This window comes from Providencia sp. PROV201, from assembly GCF_028479545.1.
GTDB lineage: Bacteria > Pseudomonadota > Gammaproteobacteria > Enterobacterales > Enterobacteriaceae > Providencia > Providencia huaxiensis.
The window spans coordinates 1-15281 of sequence record NZ_JAMPNW010000034.1; the positions used below are offsets into that span (position 1 = coordinate 1).

General features: G+C 39.0%; 15 protein-coding genes. 10 read left to right on the plus strand and 5 right to left on the minus strand.

The genetic code is table 11. The features are described 5' to 3' along the window. The 5 genes from PR809_RS19160 to PR809_RS19180 all read left to right on the plus strand — a co-directional run. Positions 1–1354, plus strand: a 1354-nt coding sequence (locus tag PR809_RS19160) for a DUF637 domain-containing protein (protein ID WP_272524648.1), incomplete at its 5' end; no start/stop codon positions are given. Beyond that, complete coding sequence (locus PR809_RS19165) at positions 1314–2186, plus strand: hypothetical protein (RefSeq protein WP_241098746.1); 873 nt, start codon at positions 1314–1316, stop codon at positions 2184–2186. The genes PR809_RS19160 and PR809_RS19165, both read left to right, overlap by 41 nt. Continuing rightward, entirely contained in the window at positions 2186–2692 is a 507-nt protein-coding gene (locus PR809_RS19170; protein WP_206276755.1) for a contact-dependent growth inhibition system immunity protein, read from the plus strand. The genes PR809_RS19165 and PR809_RS19170 overlap by 1 nt, the downstream gene beginning before the upstream one ends. A 243-nt stretch (positions 2693–2935) precedes the next feature. Beyond that, positions 2936–3124, plus strand: coding sequence for a hypothetical protein (locus PR809_RS19175; protein ID WP_206276759.1), 189 nt, complete (start codon positions 2936–2938; stop codon positions 3122–3124). Next, positions 3121–3726 carry a hypothetical protein gene (locus PR809_RS19180; protein WP_272524650.1) on the plus strand — a complete coding sequence of 202 codons (606 nt, stop codon included), beginning with the start codon at positions 3121–3123 and terminating at the stop codon, positions 3724–3726. Before PR809_RS19175 ends, PR809_RS19180 begins: the two co-directional genes overlap by 4 nt. Positions 3727–3862: 136 nt before the next feature. Here PR809_RS19180 and PR809_RS19185 read toward each other — a convergent pair whose 3' ends face one another. The 4 genes from PR809_RS19185 to PR809_RS19200 all read right to left on the minus strand — a co-directional run bounded on the left by PR809_RS19185 (position 3863) and on the right by PR809_RS19200 (position 7533). Continuing rightward, positions 3863–5869: a BCCT family transporter gene (locus PR809_RS19185; RefSeq protein ID WP_206276566.1), complete on the minus strand. Its 2007-nt coding sequence runs from the start codon at positions 5867–5869 to the stop codon at positions 3863–3865. A 418-nt stretch (positions 5870–6287) separates the two neighbouring features. Then, positions 6288–6554 (minus strand): DksA/TraR family C4-type zinc finger protein, encoded by a 267-nt coding sequence (locus PR809_RS19190; protein ID WP_036958544.1) that lies wholly within the window; start codon positions 6552–6554, stop codon positions 6288–6290. Between the two features lie 74 nt (positions 6555–6628). Continuing rightward, on the minus strand, positions 6629–7066 hold the full coding sequence (locus PR809_RS19195; RefSeq protein ID WP_206276567.1) for a GNAT family N-acetyltransferase: 438 nt from the start codon (positions 7064–7066) through the stop codon (positions 6629–6631). A 143-nt stretch (positions 7067–7209) separates the two neighbouring features. Next, on the minus strand, positions 7210–7533 hold the full coding sequence (locus PR809_RS19200; RefSeq protein ID WP_166268297.1) for a hypothetical protein: 324 nt from the start codon (positions 7531–7533) through the stop codon (positions 7210–7212). A 300-nt stretch (positions 7534–7833) separates the two neighbouring features. Here PR809_RS19200 and PR809_RS19205 point away from each other — a divergent pair, with 300 nt between their 5' ends. Further along, on the plus strand, positions 7834–8520 hold the full coding sequence (locus PR809_RS19205; RefSeq protein WP_166268299.1) for a DUF421 domain-containing protein: 687 nt from the start codon (positions 7834–7836) through the stop codon (positions 8518–8520). Between the two features lie 49 nt (positions 8521–8569). Here PR809_RS19205 and cptA read toward each other — a convergent pair whose 3' ends face one another. Further along, entirely contained in the window at positions 8570–10279 is a 1710-nt protein-coding gene (gene cptA / locus PR809_RS19210) for a phosphoethanolamine transferase CptA (protein ID WP_102139483.1), read from the minus strand. A gap of 361 nt (positions 10280–10640) precedes the next feature. Here cptA and PR809_RS19215 point away from each other — a divergent pair, with 361 nt between their 5' ends. From PR809_RS19215 to PR809_RS19230, 4 genes are all read left to right on the plus strand, one after another. Next, positions 10641–11819, plus strand: coding sequence for an ion channel (locus PR809_RS19215; protein ID WP_102139482.1), 1179 nt, complete (start codon positions 10641–10643; stop codon positions 11817–11819). 33 nt (positions 11820–11852) lie between these two features. After that, positions 11853–12485, plus strand: a complete 633-nt coding sequence (gene ccmA, locus PR809_RS19220) for a cytochrome c biogenesis heme-transporting ATPase CcmA (RefSeq protein WP_195698250.1) — start codon at positions 11853–11855, stop codon at positions 12483–12485. Then, positions 12470–13135, plus strand: a complete 666-nt coding sequence (gene ccmB, locus PR809_RS19225; protein ID WP_004905254.1) for a heme exporter protein CcmB — start codon at positions 12470–12472, stop codon at positions 13133–13135. Before ccmA ends, ccmB begins: the two co-directional genes overlap by 16 nt. Positions 13136–13564: 429 nt before the next feature. Next, positions 13565–15274, plus strand: coding sequence for a ShlB/FhaC/HecB family hemolysin secretion/activation protein (locus PR809_RS19230; protein WP_206276568.1), 1710 nt, complete (start codon positions 13565–13567; stop codon positions 15272–15274). Positions 15275–15281: the final 7 nt, after the last annotated feature.

Sequence of the window (15281 nt, forward strand, 5' to 3'; positions counted from 1 at the left end):
CATTACCAAAAAAGAAGTGAAAAAAACGCGCAGTGAAACGACGAATAAAGTCACTGAATTTACTGCAGGTGGTGATATTAACCTATATGCCAAGGATGATGTCACATTAGAAGCGACCAAAATTAATGCGGGCAAGAATGCCAAAATCACCAGCCAAACGGGTAAGGTGAATTTTAAAGCGGTCAAAAATTCGCAATTTGAACAGGTGATTACAAATTCTAATGGTTTTTATATCACCCAACGTAATAAAGGCTATACCTCAGATAAATGGGTTTTACCTGCATTGCATATTGGTGGAAAACTAACAGTTGATGCGAATAAAGGGATCACTGCAGATGTTAAATCGAAAAATGGTCAGAGCCTAGAAAATGCTTTAGAGGCTCTTGGTCAAACAGAAGGTACACAGTGGCTTGCAGGCTTAAAAGACCATGAAGATGTGCAGTGGAACTTAGTTAAAGACGCCTATGACAGTTGGGATTATAAAAGCCAGAGTTTAAACCCGGTTGCTGCTGCGCTGATTATGATAACTGTTGCAGCGATGACGTCAGGTACAGCAACAAAATTTGCAGCTTGGGCCGCGTCGGGGAGTAGTGGTACGAGTGCTGCAGTGATATCAGGCGCGGCTTACTCTGGTATGACAGCTCTTTCAACACAAGCAGCGATCGCACTGGCTGAAAACCAAGGAAACCTATCCAAAGCGCTTAATTCACTAGGTAAAAGCGAAACAGTTAAATCTATTGTTGCTCAAATGGTGATCTCCGGGGCGCTTAATGGTTTAGATGTCAAAATGGGATGGACAAAAGGGAATCCGGGGAATGCTAAGTTACCTTTATTAAGTAATGGGGATTGGAATAAGGTTGCTCAGCGTGTTGCCGCGCAATCTGTGATTAGTTCAACCGTGAATACCACGATCCAAGGTGGCAGTTTTACCGATAACTTTAAGAGTGCCTTACTCAGTAATATCGGGAGTCAAATTAATGCCGAAGGTGCCAAGCTAATTGGAGATAAAGGGGACATCTTAGGTCATTCAGGCAAGCTTTTAGGCCACTCTGTAGTTTCGGGGATTAGCGCTGAAATTGCAGGCGGAAATGCAAAAGGGGCTATAGTTGGTAGTCTTGCTGTTCAGTTAGCTGGGATCACACTAAACAACAATTTGATCAATGAAAAAGAATGGCAAAAAGATTCTGAGAAATACGCTCAATTATCCCGCGTGTTAGGGGGATTTGCGGGTGCAATATTCACAGGTAATGCCGGAGGGGTCTACAGTGGTGCGGACTCGGGAGAAAGTACCTTCAGGTTTAATCATTTACTCCATGAACTCGCAATGGATTTTGATGCACAAATGCGGCAGTGATTTAACATGCCAATCAAATACTATCAATAAATTTGCTGCATTTAGTAATAAAAATAGCTTTAATTTAGACGATGAACTAAAAGATAATTCTTTATCCGTTCAAGAATTGAAGAAAAAGTATATTGAAAATACATTTGCATTAGCAGAACGACCTTATTGGGCAAGCTATCTCGGCTTTGATGTCATGCAGAATGATTTGGCAAAGCAATATGTTCAGTATTGGAACTCTCAAGATTTAGCTAAAATTGATACACAAACTCCCTCTTGGATAAAATTTTCATCATGGATATCAGACCCTGAAAATCAACTTCTTGTTGTGAGTGGTGGATATTTAGTAAAAGGGCTAAGTGATTTTACTATTAATTACTTTAGTCGAAACTCTTCTATAAAAACAATATCGGCGAAAGAAATTGGTATGAAATGGTATTCACAAGGAGGAGGGATCAATACTCAAGGAATGTCATGGGAGGATGCCATTGCCAAAACCTTACCAGACCGAGCTAGATTACCCAAAAACTTTAAAACATTTGACTTTTATAATGCAGAACAAAAAGTTGCGATCAGTGCTAAAAGTTTAGATACTCAAACGTTGAGCAAACTCAATGAGCCAAAACAGATCTATAATACCCTAAAAAATAATATAGATAGTGCTGTTAAATTTGACAGTTATTCATTATCAGGTACTAGCTTACGTTCCGATATGATCGCTAAACGCGAAATTTGGCTTGCTGTTCCAAATTCAACAAACAAAACACAATGGGCAGAAATTAATCGGGCCGTCTCATACGGCCAAGGTTTGGGCATTGAAGTAAAAATAACACAGGTGAAATAATGAATTTTATTAAAAATAAAGATTATTGTGCTTCAATAGTAATAACAGACAAATTTTTTTGTATAAATACAGAGTCGGGTTATGGACTAGTAACAATAGATCCTAACCACCCATCAATCATATTACCATTGGATAGTTCTAATGATGAGCTAGGAAAAAAAGTAATCCAAGCTCTTGAAAGGAGTAATACTCATCTAAACGATGAAGAATATGATAATCTTTTTAAAAAAGAGAATATGAAAAAAAAATGGGACGCTTGGCTTGAAACGTTAAAGTCAGAATATAATTATCGTTCTAAACGTCAGCTCTTAGCGAACATGCTAAATTGTTCTGTTTACCTTTTAAATAATAGAATAAAAATAACACCAACCCATCACTCAAAGCTTGAAGGTTGGGAAGGTCTAGGAGAATCTCTGCATGTCATTTTATCTCTCAATGACACATTTGATGAAATTGGTTCTGGGGTTAGGTTAGCATTAAGTCGTTGTACTTCTAAAAAATTCTAATTTTACGTTCACATATAAAAGCCATCTTATAACAAGGTGGCTTTTATTTTTAGGTATTTTTAATACTTTCATTCAAACTCAATTAACCAAAAGACAAACAACTAATCGACCCAAAATAGATGTAAAAATCACAGCAAATGTACGAAATGATCTATTCATACTTGTTTACACATATTGTGCATAGTGCACGAAACCGAAGGAAACCTATTCAAGACTCTTAATTCACTCGGACAAAGTGATATCGTGAAGCTTATCATCACTCAGTCAGCAGTAGACTCGTTGATCCGTCAAGGCGTTAAACCAGAAAATATCCGATTTACCCAAGCGGTCAGGCCACGAGAGGTTTGGGGAAAAGATACAATTCCGTTAAAAGCAATCAAAGAAACATGTGACAATTGTCAAGCTACATGGCCAACAGGAGCACATAAATGAGTACATTAGCAAATGACTGGAAACCAAGTTTTGGAACTATCTATTCTTGGTTTGCTATGGATAAAAATGGAAAAATCGCGGTTGTGGTTAACAATAATTGGGGATGGTTACCTAATGCACTTCTCTCTTTGGAAAATTTTGAAGAATTGCTTGATCAATTGAATGAATATAAATGGGAAGAGTCTGCCATATTTGTAGATTACCCCGAAGATAAAAAAGGCTCGGTTATTTTAGACTTGTATTCTCATTATTTTTTTCGTTTCTTAAACACAAAGTCTGAAGTTGAGAAATACTTAAAAGATAAATTTGATAGATTAAAAGTTTGTTCGGATTATAACTTACCATTAAATAAAGGTTTTTTTATTTACCAAGCTATAGAAGGCAATGACCCTGGAGATGATTATCCTGTCGGCTATGAAGGTGAAACTAAGATGGGGGATTATTTTCGTTATTTGATGCCGACTATTTATGCTTCAATTGAAGACTTTCCTGAAGAATTGCGCCATGGAATTGCGGTATCTGATACCATTGATTTCACTGTAGACCAGTTATTTGATAACGACAAAATTAGTGAGTATTTTCCTCGTATGTACCATGGTTAAGATTATGGGCTATACGAAAAAATAAAACATGGCGAAAGTTTGGAATGTATCATAAATAACCGCCATCTTTATATAAAGATGGCGGTTATTACTGTATAAACTTCAGTCTTTAATGTTCACTCCCACTCTTTTTGGCTTACTTACCCAGTAAGTGCAAGAAGTGAATATGTTTTTCGTACTGATCAAGAATATCGTGAATGATTTGCTCTTTTGCCCAGCCCATCACATCGTAGTCTTGCCCACCTTCTTTTAAGTGAATTTCAGCGCGATAGTAGCGTTGTTCTTCGCTTTTTTCTTCATCTGTTTCAGTACCCATACCCGATAACGCAAATGACGGTTGAATATAGTAACGGAGGCGAACTTCGTATAAAAAATTCATATCTTCGCCTAAATCGACTTCAAACCCAATTCGGTCATCTTTATCGGTATGGATATGGCACACAGTACCTTGCTTAGCGAGTTCTTCAGACACCATTTCCATGGATGGCTTCACAGATTCTTCCATAAAACGCTTAACATGTGCACGTTTAGGGAAATAGACAATGTTACGCAAGCGTCGCTGCCACGGAATCGGGTTACGGCTAGCGGTAGGGGCGATGGTGGCTAATTGCTGGCTATCTCGCTTATAAGCGTCGACGCGTAAGGCTTTAAATAACCCATAAATGGAGACAAGCAAAACGGCAGCAAAGGGCAGAGCACTCGCAATGGTGAGTGTCTGTAAGGCTTGCAAACCACCTGCGAGTAGCATGGTAATGGCAACTACCCCCATCAAACCTGCCCAGAAGATACGTTGCCAAACTGGCGTATTAGAATCGCCTCCAGAGGCTAGCGTATCAACGACCATTGCTCCTGAATCCGCTGAAGTCACAAAAAACACAATAACCATTAGCATGGCGAAGAAAGATAAGACCGAAGAGAATGGAAAATAATTAAGGAATTCAAACAAAGCGAGAGATACGTCCGCTTGAACAGTTTCGGCTAATAATGTTGCGCCTTTATTTTTAATCAAGTCAATCGCTGTGTTACCGAAGAATGTCATCCACATCAATGTGAAACCTGCGGGGACAAACAGTACTCCCATAACAAATTCACGAATGCTACGGCCGCGAGAAATACGAGCAATAAACATACCGACAAATGGCGACCAAGATAACCACCACCCCCAGTACAGTAGCGTCCAACCACCTAACCAACTGCTTGATTTGGGTTCATAGGCGTAAAGATTAAACGTTTTACTGACTATTTCAGATAAATAACCGCCAGTATTTTCTACAAAAGATTTTAATAGTAATACAGTAGGACCTAAAATCACCACAAGCAGCAATAATAGAAATGCTAAGCCAAGGTTGAGTTCAGATAAAATACGGATCCCTTTATCTAGTCCAGAGACGACAGAAATAGTCGCTAAACCAGTAAAAGCAATAATTAACCCGACTTGTACCATTTCATTAACGGGTAAACCAAATAAATGGTTCATCCCAGCATTGACCTGTAATACGCCAAACCCTAATGAGGTCGCGACACCAAATACGGTACCGACAACAGCAAACACATCAACTGCATGGCCAATAGGACCATAAATTCGATCACCAATAATAGGGTAAAGGGCTGAACGTAATGTCAGAGGTAGGCCGTGGCGATAACTAAAAAATGCTAAAATTAATGCGACAATGGCGTAAATCGCCCATGCATGTAACCCCCAATGGAAGAAGGTTAAACGCATCGCTTCTTTAGCAGCTTCAATGGTTTGCGGTTCACCAACTGGCGGGTTTAGGTAATGCATTACAGGTTCAGCAACCCCAAAAAACATTAACCCAATCCCCATACCTGCGGAGAAAAGCATAGCAAACCATGACACATAGCTAAAATTGGGTTGGGCGTGGTCTGGCCCCAATTTTATTTGCCCATAACGAGAGAGTCCCAGATAAGTCACACTCAAAAGAACAATAGCAACGGCAAGAATGTAGAACCAGCTAGCGTTATTAAATAAATTTTGTTGAAGATGACTTAGATGAGATTCTGCGACTTTTGGCATCAAAGCGGCAAAGCCTACGATAACCAAAATAATGATGGCAGAGCTATAAAACACAGGGGGACTAATTTTAGAACGAATTTTTTTAGAATCAGTATCAATTTGACTCATAACAACCTTCTTTTGTTTTATTTTATTTTTGGCATACCGATATCAACAAAGTATGCAGCGAGCTGTCCTTCTTAATGAAACAGTGAATAATTGCGAAAAGGTTCCCTAAGGAAACGAGATAGAAAGAACAATAATAGGGTGTTGATGGCAGACTAAACCGCCAAATATAATGATGAAACCCGAGTCTTTATCACCTTCATAAGTTAAAAAATAGGCGGTTATACTGCCATGATACGAGTGAATGATCAACAATATCGGGAAATAACATTAAATAGAGGATAAAAATATCATGTTAATTATCATTAAATTAATAACTAACAATGTAATATTTACATGTTGTACCAATAAGTTAACGTAAATGAGCGAAAGTAAGTACGAGATAAGTAAAAACCATCGATAAGTAGAGGAGGAAATGTGATTAGCGTAATTGGCTATCCTTACTGCCACGCCGATTATAGCCGCTAAATGTAGATTGTTTTTTATCTAATTCATTTTGGCAGTTAATACAGAATTTAACGCCGGGTAATGCTAAACGGCGAGCCTCAGGAATTGCCTCACCACACTCTTCACAAAACTCGGCACTTTCACCTGAGTGCAATTGGCGACGCGCTTTCGCTACCGCATCATCGAGAGTGGCATCAATTTGTTCTTGAACAGCATCTTCATTTGCCCAGCCATTTGCCATCATTCACCCCTACTTGATTAAATATTGACCTTATATCAATATTGAGGCGAGAAAATTTAATTCAAGAGCAATTATTACTCTAAAGATAATGTCATATAAATGTGGTCCATTCCCTCTTCATCATACATTTCTCCTTCAGTTTGGTACCCCAGAGTATGGTAAAAATCAATGGCAGTATGTTGTGCTGAGAGCGCAATCCTACGGTAATGATGGGAACGGCCATATTGCTCTACAAATTTCATTAATTCACGTCCTAGCCCTTTACCACGGTGTGGTTTTTGTACTGCAACGCGGCCTACTTTGATGAGGTTATCGTCAAGTAGCACACAACGTAATACCGCAGCAGGCTGTCCTTCTATATACAAAACGACATGTAATGCGGACTCATCATATTCATCGACATCGATATCAGCGGGAAACCCTTGCTCTTGAGTAAAAACTTGTTGGCGCAGGTTGAAGGCATCGGTAAGGAGTTCTGGGTTTGCATACCCAATGCTATATTTAATTTGCATTAGTTTTCCTGAGAGCTAACGAGTAAGAAGTGCAATTATATCGTGGAATGGCGAATTAGTTAGGAAGGTTTTGGTGCTTTTCTGAGGAAAATAAGAATGCAGGCATTTTAAGCCCACATTCTTGAAGGGGACCGAGAAGAAAACTATTTTTTATCAGTTTCTGCGTCATTTTCTGCTTTGAGCGATTCCGTTTTTTCTTTCATATCGGTTGCGACCTCATCGGCTTTATTTATCGCATCTGTTTTGACTTCTTGGCTCAGTTCTGACGCATTTTGTTTTAACTCTTCAGCTTTGTTTTGCGCATCTTTCGTTAGTTCATCAGCTTTTTGTTCACCATCTTCTTTTAGTTGCTGGGCTTTTTCTTCAGCTTGTTTAACGGTGTCACTTGGTTTGGATGAGTCATCACAACCTACGATAACTGTAACGATCCCCGCGAAAAGAAGTGAAATGATGAGTTTTATATTCATAAACATATCCTTAGCACGATGCTGGTAAAAATGTTATTGAAGCTCGATATTGGCATAATCGCCAATCTGTATATTTAACTATAGTTGAAATTAAGTGAGTTATAAAATAATTAGGTAACTAAATGAAATAGCTATATTTTTTCGTTGTTAACTCAAGTGAAAGCCTATTTTTTGGAAAGTCATCTTTTGTTCCATGCTATAGAGTTATAAAAGATAGAGAATCAAGCTAAACTGATTGAACTTATTATTAAATAAATAATGAAAACAAATTTATGGCTTAGATAACAAAGGAATAGCATTATGGCGTACTATTATTCGTTGATTATTTTAAAATTTATTATCGGTTTTGCCATTGTTATCACTCATATGAATCTATCGGGGAAAACACAGCTTTCCCAAATGACTCCTATTGATTTTATTGGTAATTTTGTCTTAGGGGGCATTATTGGTGGGGTGATTTACAGTGATACTATCCCATTGTACCAGTATGTGATTATTTTAATTATTGGTGTTTTGTTTATAAGCTTTTTGAACTTTTTAACAAAAAAATTTAATTTTTTTCGTAATGTGGCCATTGGTAATCCCATACCCATTATTAAAAAAGGCCAATTTATAATGGAAAACATCTTAGAAAAAGCCAATAAGATAGACCTCATCAATATTTCATCTCGAATTCATGCACAAGGCATTCACTCCTTTCAAGAAATTTATTATGCGCAAATAGAACCTGATGGGCAGCTAACCATTATTTGTGATGAAAAAAATATGCCATCAGTGATCCTGATAAAAGAAGGGGTAATTAGAAGCTATGGTTTGGAATCTATCGAAAGAGACGAGGCTTGGTTAATACAGCAAATTGAATTACAAAGTATTGAATCAATAAACGATATTTTCTTAGCTGAATTTTGGCGTGGTGAAGTCACGTTTATTTTGCGAGATGGTAAAATAAACCGCAAGGGTGCACAGCACCTGAAAGTTATAGCTTAAATGAATAAGTCGGTGAAATGCAGGTAACATTTCACCGACAGAGACCTAATTATTGTTTTAAATCATCATAAAGCATTAATGAGGATTTATTATCTGGGTCACCAATGTAACGAGGTTGAGGTTTAAATGCCTCATTAAACAGGCTTTTTTCGGGCTCAAACCCGGTATAGTTTAAACCTGCTAAATCAGACCACGCATAGATAAAGTCCATATTACTGAATGGTCGGGCTGTTTTATCATTTAAATCAAATTGATGAGTTGATAACCACTCAGGTGACTGCCAAACTAGGAAAGGCACATTGTAAATGACTTTACTCGGCTTTCCTTCGCTGCGCCCTAACATTTTATGAGGCGGGGTATCATAAACGTCTTCACCGTGGTCTGAGAAAAACACCAGAAAACCATTTTCTTTTGAAGAATCAAAGTCCTTGATTAATGTTGAAACAACATAGTCGTTATAATATTGCGCGTTATCATAAGCATTGTAATCTTTTACTTCATCATCATTTAGATTCGCTGGAACCACGCTGTCTTTATCTTTGAAAATAGCTTTATCTTCTGGGTAGCGGAATTCATAGCGCATATGGGTTCCTAACAGATGGACAACAATAAATTTCTTTTCTGCAGGGTCTGCAAGCGCTTCTTTGAATGGAGAAAAAACCACGTCATCATAAATACGTGAGCTTTGCGCCATGTCATTGTTCAAATAATATTGCTTATCTGTTTGGCGAGAGAACGCCGTTAATAAGGTATTCCGCTCAGTCATTGTCTGCTGGTTAGTGATCCAAAACGTTTTAAAACCTGCTTGCTTCATCATGTTCATGATAGAAGGGCGTGAATTGAACAGTTCAGGCTCTGTTTGTGTCGCAAACGTCAGAATTTGTTGTAGTGCCTCAATAGTATAAGGTCGTGATGTCACCACATCATTGAATACAGATAAATTAGCAGGGTAATCGTTAGCTAGCTCATCTAACTCAGGGGTGGTTGGGCGTGAATAGCCATATAGGCTCATTCTATCGCGGCTGGTGGACTCACCAATCACTAACACAAATGTGCGGGGGGTGTCACCGTTTGCATCGACGAAGTTTTCTAATGGTGGAATTTTACTGTTGTCGCGGATTAACTCCTCCATGTTTGCCAGCTGGTTTTTATATAAAAGGTAACCACTAACAAACTGCCATGGTGCAGCATAGGCGAGTTTACTATTCAAATAAGATGCGACATTAGCTATTGGCCGGTCTTGTTTAATGCCTTTGTTATAATAAGGAATTCCGAACAAAATAACTAAAATCAGCAATGAAATACCGATGCGCCCTGGTTTTGGTAATGTTACCGGTTTTAGGCGCGTCCAAAGGAAGATAGCGACGACCGTGTAAGCGAGTATGACACCTAATACTTTGAAACTAAAATATTGTTTAAGGAATTCGCCTGCTTCATTGGTATTGGTTTCAAACATCACAAACATGACACTTTGTGATATTTGGTGCCCATAAACAACAAAATAAGCGAGAGCAACAACCGAGGAAAGCCATAAAACAATCCCAATTACTCCTGCAATTAGCTTAACTTTTTTAGGAAAAAGTAGGGCAGGGATCAACCAAAGAGAGCTGTAGAGTAGTGAATCTCTTAGGCCAATGGAATTACTTTGCCCTGTTACTAGCACATACAGTTGTAATAGGGATGAAAAATACCAAAAGTAGATTAGTAACCAGAGCAGTGAGATCCAGCTAAATTTTTCTGAGTGTGTAGTGTTACCCATAGGTTTTTAAACTCTTGTTTTCTATTATTGTTAAGTCGAATATAAAAAATAATTGAGAAATCGATTTTTAGATATAAAGACGTAGTTTAAGTTCCAAAATATATCCTTTATAAATAATAATTTCTTAATAATTCCGTAACGCTATGTTTATTAGTGTTTTTTTTGCAAAGAACGTGTTTGGTTTTAATGGGGCAGTTCTTGTGATATTCAATTATAGACGATGTTTTGCCCGCCATTAGCAAAATAGTAAATGGCGAATTAGCATTTGTAATCGTCTTTACGCCATTGATACTATCCTTTGACATATTTATGGTATATAAGAAAATTTGGTGAATGCATCAGTGAAGGGTGAGAGCAATACATGTTAGATAACTCATTTGTGGCTTTTTTGAAATCACCCCTATCAATTAGGGTGCTTCTTTCATTGCTAATTATTATTGATGGCGCAATGATTTTAAAGCCTGTATTAAGCGCTTATACCGACTACATTGATTGGCGTGAGTCTGGGCTAACACAGTGGTTGAAGTCACTGGGTTTTATGAAATTGCTGGATATCCCGAGATTTTTATTGGGAATTTCACTGATTTTCCTATCGCTATTTATGGTTAACGGAGCCCGTATCGCTTGGGTGTTTTCATTATTTTTACTTGGGATTATTTCATTTGTTGACCTGCGGTTAACACAAGAAAACATACATCAAGGTTATTTTTCCCTCTTTTTATTGGTTGCTTTGTGCCTTTTTTGGAAGCTGTATCATCACCATAGCTTAACCAGTGCCGGGTTTGTGGCAATAACCTGTATTATTGCATTATTGCTGTATTCCATTTTTGGTACTTTATATATTGGTGATGAATTTTCACCAGTCGTTAAAGACGGCACAACGGCCTTTTATTTTGCTTTAGTCTGCATGACAACGGTCGGATTTGGTGACATTGTTCCGGTTACGGTTGATGCGCGTGTATTCACAGTGACAGTGATTATTTTAGGGATCACAATTTTTACCACTTCAGTGGTTTATATTGTTGGGGTGTTAGCTAAAGGTACGAAAGAAATCGTGCGTAAGAGGTTTTCTTATATGAAAAATCATTATGTGGTGATTGGTAGCACACCAATGGCCGTCAATGTCTATCAAGGGCTGAAAAACCGAGAACTGCCGGTGGCCGTGATTTGCCAAGAAAACCATCGCAGCCATTACCCTGAAAAGGATAATATTGTGACCGGTGACCCAACCAGTTCCGAATTGCTCGCCGCAGCTAATGTTAAACACGCAAAGTGTGTGTTAGTCATGACAGATAGCGATTCGCTCAGTACTTTCGCTTTATTGGGGGTGAAAGAGCAAGCGGGGGAAAATAGTTCGGTAAAAACTGTGGTGCTAATTAACCAAGAAAGCAATATGGATAAAGTTCGCTTACTTAAGCCTGATATGTTGTTTTCATTATCTACACTAGGTTCAGAGGTTTTGATGCAAGTGCTTTGCGGTGAAGCAATATCGAGCGACTCTATTAGTGATATGCTGTTGAACAAAGTTGCAAAAAGCTAACCTTTAAAATAAAAACAACAGGAATTGTGCTGCATGCTAAGTGCTCAAGATGTGAGTTGCCTTCGGCAAAATAGGGTTCTATTTCACCAGCTAAATTTTACCGTTCAGCCCTGTGAGATCTTGCAAGTTGAAGGGCCTAATGGTGCGGGGAAAACCACCTTGTTACGCATGATGGCGGGGCTATTAAAGCCTGATGAGGGTGCGGTTTGTTGGAATAATCAATCGATTGAAAAACTGAAAGAAGAGTTTACGCGCCATCTGCTTTATTTAGGGCACAAACCCGCAGTGAAATCATTATTGACCCCGTATGAAAACCTCAAATTTTATTACCGAATGCATAATAAAGGCAGTGAAGGTGACCGTATTTGGGCCGCTTTAGAGGAAGTTTCGCTAATTGGTTATGAAGATATCCCTGTAAGTCAATTGTCTGCGGGCCAACAACGGCGTGTTAATTTAGCGAGGTTATGGCTAAGCGAAGCCCCTTTGTGGGTACTTGACGAGCCTTTTACTGCAATTGATGTTGCGGGAGTGGCGCGTTTAACAGAACGTTTTCATCAACATGCAGAGCAAGGGGGGATTATTTTGTTTACCTCTCACCAAGCGATGTCAGGGCAATTTGGCTCACTAAAACTGACGGGTGGGGTTGAAACATGTTTTGGTTATTAATTAAACGAGAACTTAAAATTGCTTTTCGTGGTTTTTCTGAATTGGTTAACCCGTTGTGGTTTTTCTTAATTGTTATCACACTATTTCCTCTTAGTATTGGTCCTGAACCTCAGTTATTAGCACGTATTGCGGTTGGGGTATTTTGGGTTGCCGCTATTTTGTCTTCGCTGTTATCGTTAGAGCGCTTATTTAAGGATGATTACCTCGATGGTTCCCTTGAACAGCTACTTTTGGCCCCACATCCCTTATTTATTACCGTTTTTGCTAAAGTCATTGCACACTGGTTAGTCACTGGGCTGCCCTTGATCTTGTTATCTCCAGTTGCTGCATTAATGCTGTCTTTTAGCGCAGACACGCTATTTGTCTTAGCGGGAACATTGTTACTGGGTACGCCTGTATTGAGTTTTATTGGTGCGATAGGCGCGGCATTAACGGTTTCTTTAAAAAAAGGTGGCGTTTTAGTCAGCCTGCTAGTTTTACCGCTTTATATTCCTGTGCTTATCTATGCAACAGGTACAATGGAGGCGCATAGCTTTAAAATGCCGCTAGATGGCTATTTTGCCATTCTCGCAGCGCTGTTTGCCGCCAGTATTACTTTTTCGCCACTTGCGATAGCTGCTGCGTTGAAACTTAATATTAGCAATAGTTAGCTGCTCACCTCTTCTCATCAATAGGTAATTAGGGCGTTGATATGCCCTAATTACCGATCTTTCTTACCCTCTTTTTTATAAAGTTGTAATAATTTATTTCAAATGTAATTGGTTAGATTTTCTTTACTCTTTATAAGAGAGAGGGTACTACAACTATTTGATTTTTAGTCACTAAAAATTACGCCTTAAGGTGCATTTTTGATGTTTATCTGGCTTGAATATAATATTCCCTACAAGTTAAATTTGTTTTTTATTTTTATAATTAATTGATATATAAGTTTATTTTGTTTTTATTGAAAGTAATTGGTTATTTTAAAATTAAGCAGACAATTAACAAAAAATGCGAACCAATTGGATTGTTATTTAATAAAAAGTATGTAAAGTTGCGTATATTAACTTAACCTAAATCCAAACCGTTAAAAAAAACTAATGCTTAATGTACGTACCTTACTGAACGGATCAATTTGTTTTGCCTTTTGTTTTCCTGCTCTTGCAAAAGCGTCATTATTGAAACCAGATAACACAGATAACTTGTTCAATCGTCAAACGCATCAGCAACAAACGTTACAACAGCAGTTTGATGCAAAATCTCCCGATGTGAACTTATCTGCTTCCATTGCAAAAACACGTCTGCAATTTCCGCAAGAGACTCCTTGTTTTTTAATTGAACAGGTTGTTGTCAGTGGGCAAGATGCCTTCCCACATTGGGTACCTATAGAAAGGTTAGCGGGTCAGGCTGTTGGTCATTGTATTGGTGTTGATGGCATCAATTTATTAGTCACTGACGTACAAAATCGGCTGATTAGCCACGGCTGGATCACCAGTCGTGTATTGGTTCCTGAACAAGATTTATCAACAGGAGTTCTCCAATTAGTTGTCATGCCAGGCAAAGTACAAAAAGTCATTTTTACTGATGACTCATCACAATACAGTACGCTGTATACCGCAATGCCAGCCCATTCAGGTAATTTATTGGATTTGAGGGATATTGAGCAAGGCTTAGAAAATCTACAACGTTTGCCAACCGTACAAGCATCGATGGAAATGATCCCCGGTGATGGCCCGGGTGAAACCCAAATTGTGATCAACCGTCAGCAATCACGCTATTGGCATGCGGGCGCGTGGGTGGATAATACGGGTTCAAAAAGTACCGGTAAAAACCAAGCGGGTGTGATGCTTGCATTGGATAACCCGACTTCTCTCAGCGATCTTTTCTATCTTACAGCGACTCGCGATTTAAGTTTTTCTAGCGATAAAGACACCACCAACTACAGCGCGCACTACTCGGTGCCGTTTGGTTATTGGCAGTTTGCCACCACCGCGAGTGATTATGAATACACTCAAACTATTGCTGGTGCAAATAGTGATATTGAATATCGCGGTAAAAGTAAAAGCTTGAATTTGCAACTGAGCAATGTGCTTTACCGTGATGCCACAGCGAAAACCACCGCTACCTATGATCTGAATTTGCGCGAAACCCGTAACTTTGTGCAAAACACTGAAATTGAAAATCAAAAACGGCGCACTACAGCGTGGAAGTTAGGTCTAAACCATCGCCAGTATGTGGGGCAATCAACCATTAACGTGGGGGCGAGTTACCAACACGGGACGCGTTGGTTTGGCGCTATGCCTGCTTTTGAAGAGTTTCGTAGTAAAGCTTCTCAAGATTATGCGACAGCCCTCGCGATTGTGATGCAGTTTAACGCATCAGCTAGTATCCCTTTTACAGTGGCCGAACAATCGTTGCGTTTTGATACTCAGTATTCGCGTCAAATAAGCGACCGTCCCTTAACGCCTCAAGATCAATTTAGTATTGGTAACCGCTGGACGGTGCGCGGCTTTGATGGTGAGCGCACACTCAGTGCGGATGAAGGCTGGACACTTCGCAACACCTTGTCATGGTCACTGCCTATTCCTGCTCAAGAGCTCTATGTTGGGGCTGATTACGGCAAAATCAGTGGGCGTTGGACTAACCAGAATTTAGGGACTCACCTTGCGGGTGGGGCGATTGGCCTACGTGGGGCAATAACCCCTGCCAATTTGAGTTATGACTTATCTATCGGTACTCCCTTCTCTAAACCTGATGGTTTTAGAACCGACCCTGCCACTTTTGCTTTCTCTGTAAACTGGAATTATTAAGGACTCT

What these genes read in the sequence shown, in the direction of transcription:
- PR809_RS19165 (WP_241098746.1), top strand. Translation starts at nt 1,314, where the DNA reads ATGAACTCGCAATGGATTTTGATGCACAAATGCGGCAGTGATTTAACA.
- PR809_RS19170 (WP_206276755.1), top strand. Translation starts at nt 2,186, where the DNA reads ATGAATTTTATTAAAAATAAAGATTATTGTGCTTCAATAGTAATAACA.
- PR809_RS19180 (WP_272524650.1), top strand. Translation starts at nt 3,121, where the DNA reads ATGAGTACATTAGCAAATGACTGGAAACCAAGTTTTGGAACTATCTAT.
- PR809_RS19185 (WP_206276566.1), bottom strand. Translation starts at nt 5,869, where the DNA reads ATGAGTCAAATTGATACTGATTCTAAAAAAATTCGTTCTAAAATTAGT.
- PR809_RS19190 (WP_036958544.1), bottom strand. Translation starts at nt 6,554, where the DNA reads ATGGCAAATGGCTGGGCAAATGAAGATGCTGTTCAAGAACAAATTGAT.
- PR809_RS19195 (WP_206276567.1), bottom strand. Translation starts at nt 7,066, where the DNA reads ATGCAAATTAAATATAGCATTGGGTATGCAAACCCAGAACTCCTTACC.
- PR809_RS19200 (WP_166268297.1), bottom strand. Translation starts at nt 7,533, where the DNA reads ATGAATATAAAACTCATCATTTCACTTCTTTTCGCGGGGATCGTTACA.
- PR809_RS19205 (WP_166268299.1), top strand. Translation starts at nt 7,834, where the DNA reads ATGGCGTACTATTATTCGTTGATTATTTTAAAATTTATTATCGGTTTT.
- cptA (WP_102139483.1), bottom strand. Translation starts at nt 10,279, where the DNA reads ATGGGTAACACTACACACTCAGAAAAATTTAGCTGGATCTCACTGCTC.
- PR809_RS19215 (WP_102139482.1), top strand. Translation starts at nt 10,641, where the DNA reads ATGTTAGATAACTCATTTGTGGCTTTTTTGAAATCACCCCTATCAATT.
- ccmA (WP_195698250.1), top strand. Translation starts at nt 11,853, where the DNA reads ATGCTAAGTGCTCAAGATGTGAGTTGCCTTCGGCAAAATAGGGTTCTA.
- ccmB (WP_004905254.1), top strand. Translation starts at nt 12,470, where the DNA reads ATGTTTTGGTTATTAATTAAACGAGAACTTAAAATTGCTTTTCGTGGT.
- PR809_RS19230 (WP_206276568.1), top strand. Translation starts at nt 13,565, where the DNA reads ATGCTTAATGTACGTACCTTACTGAACGGATCAATTTGTTTTGCCTTT.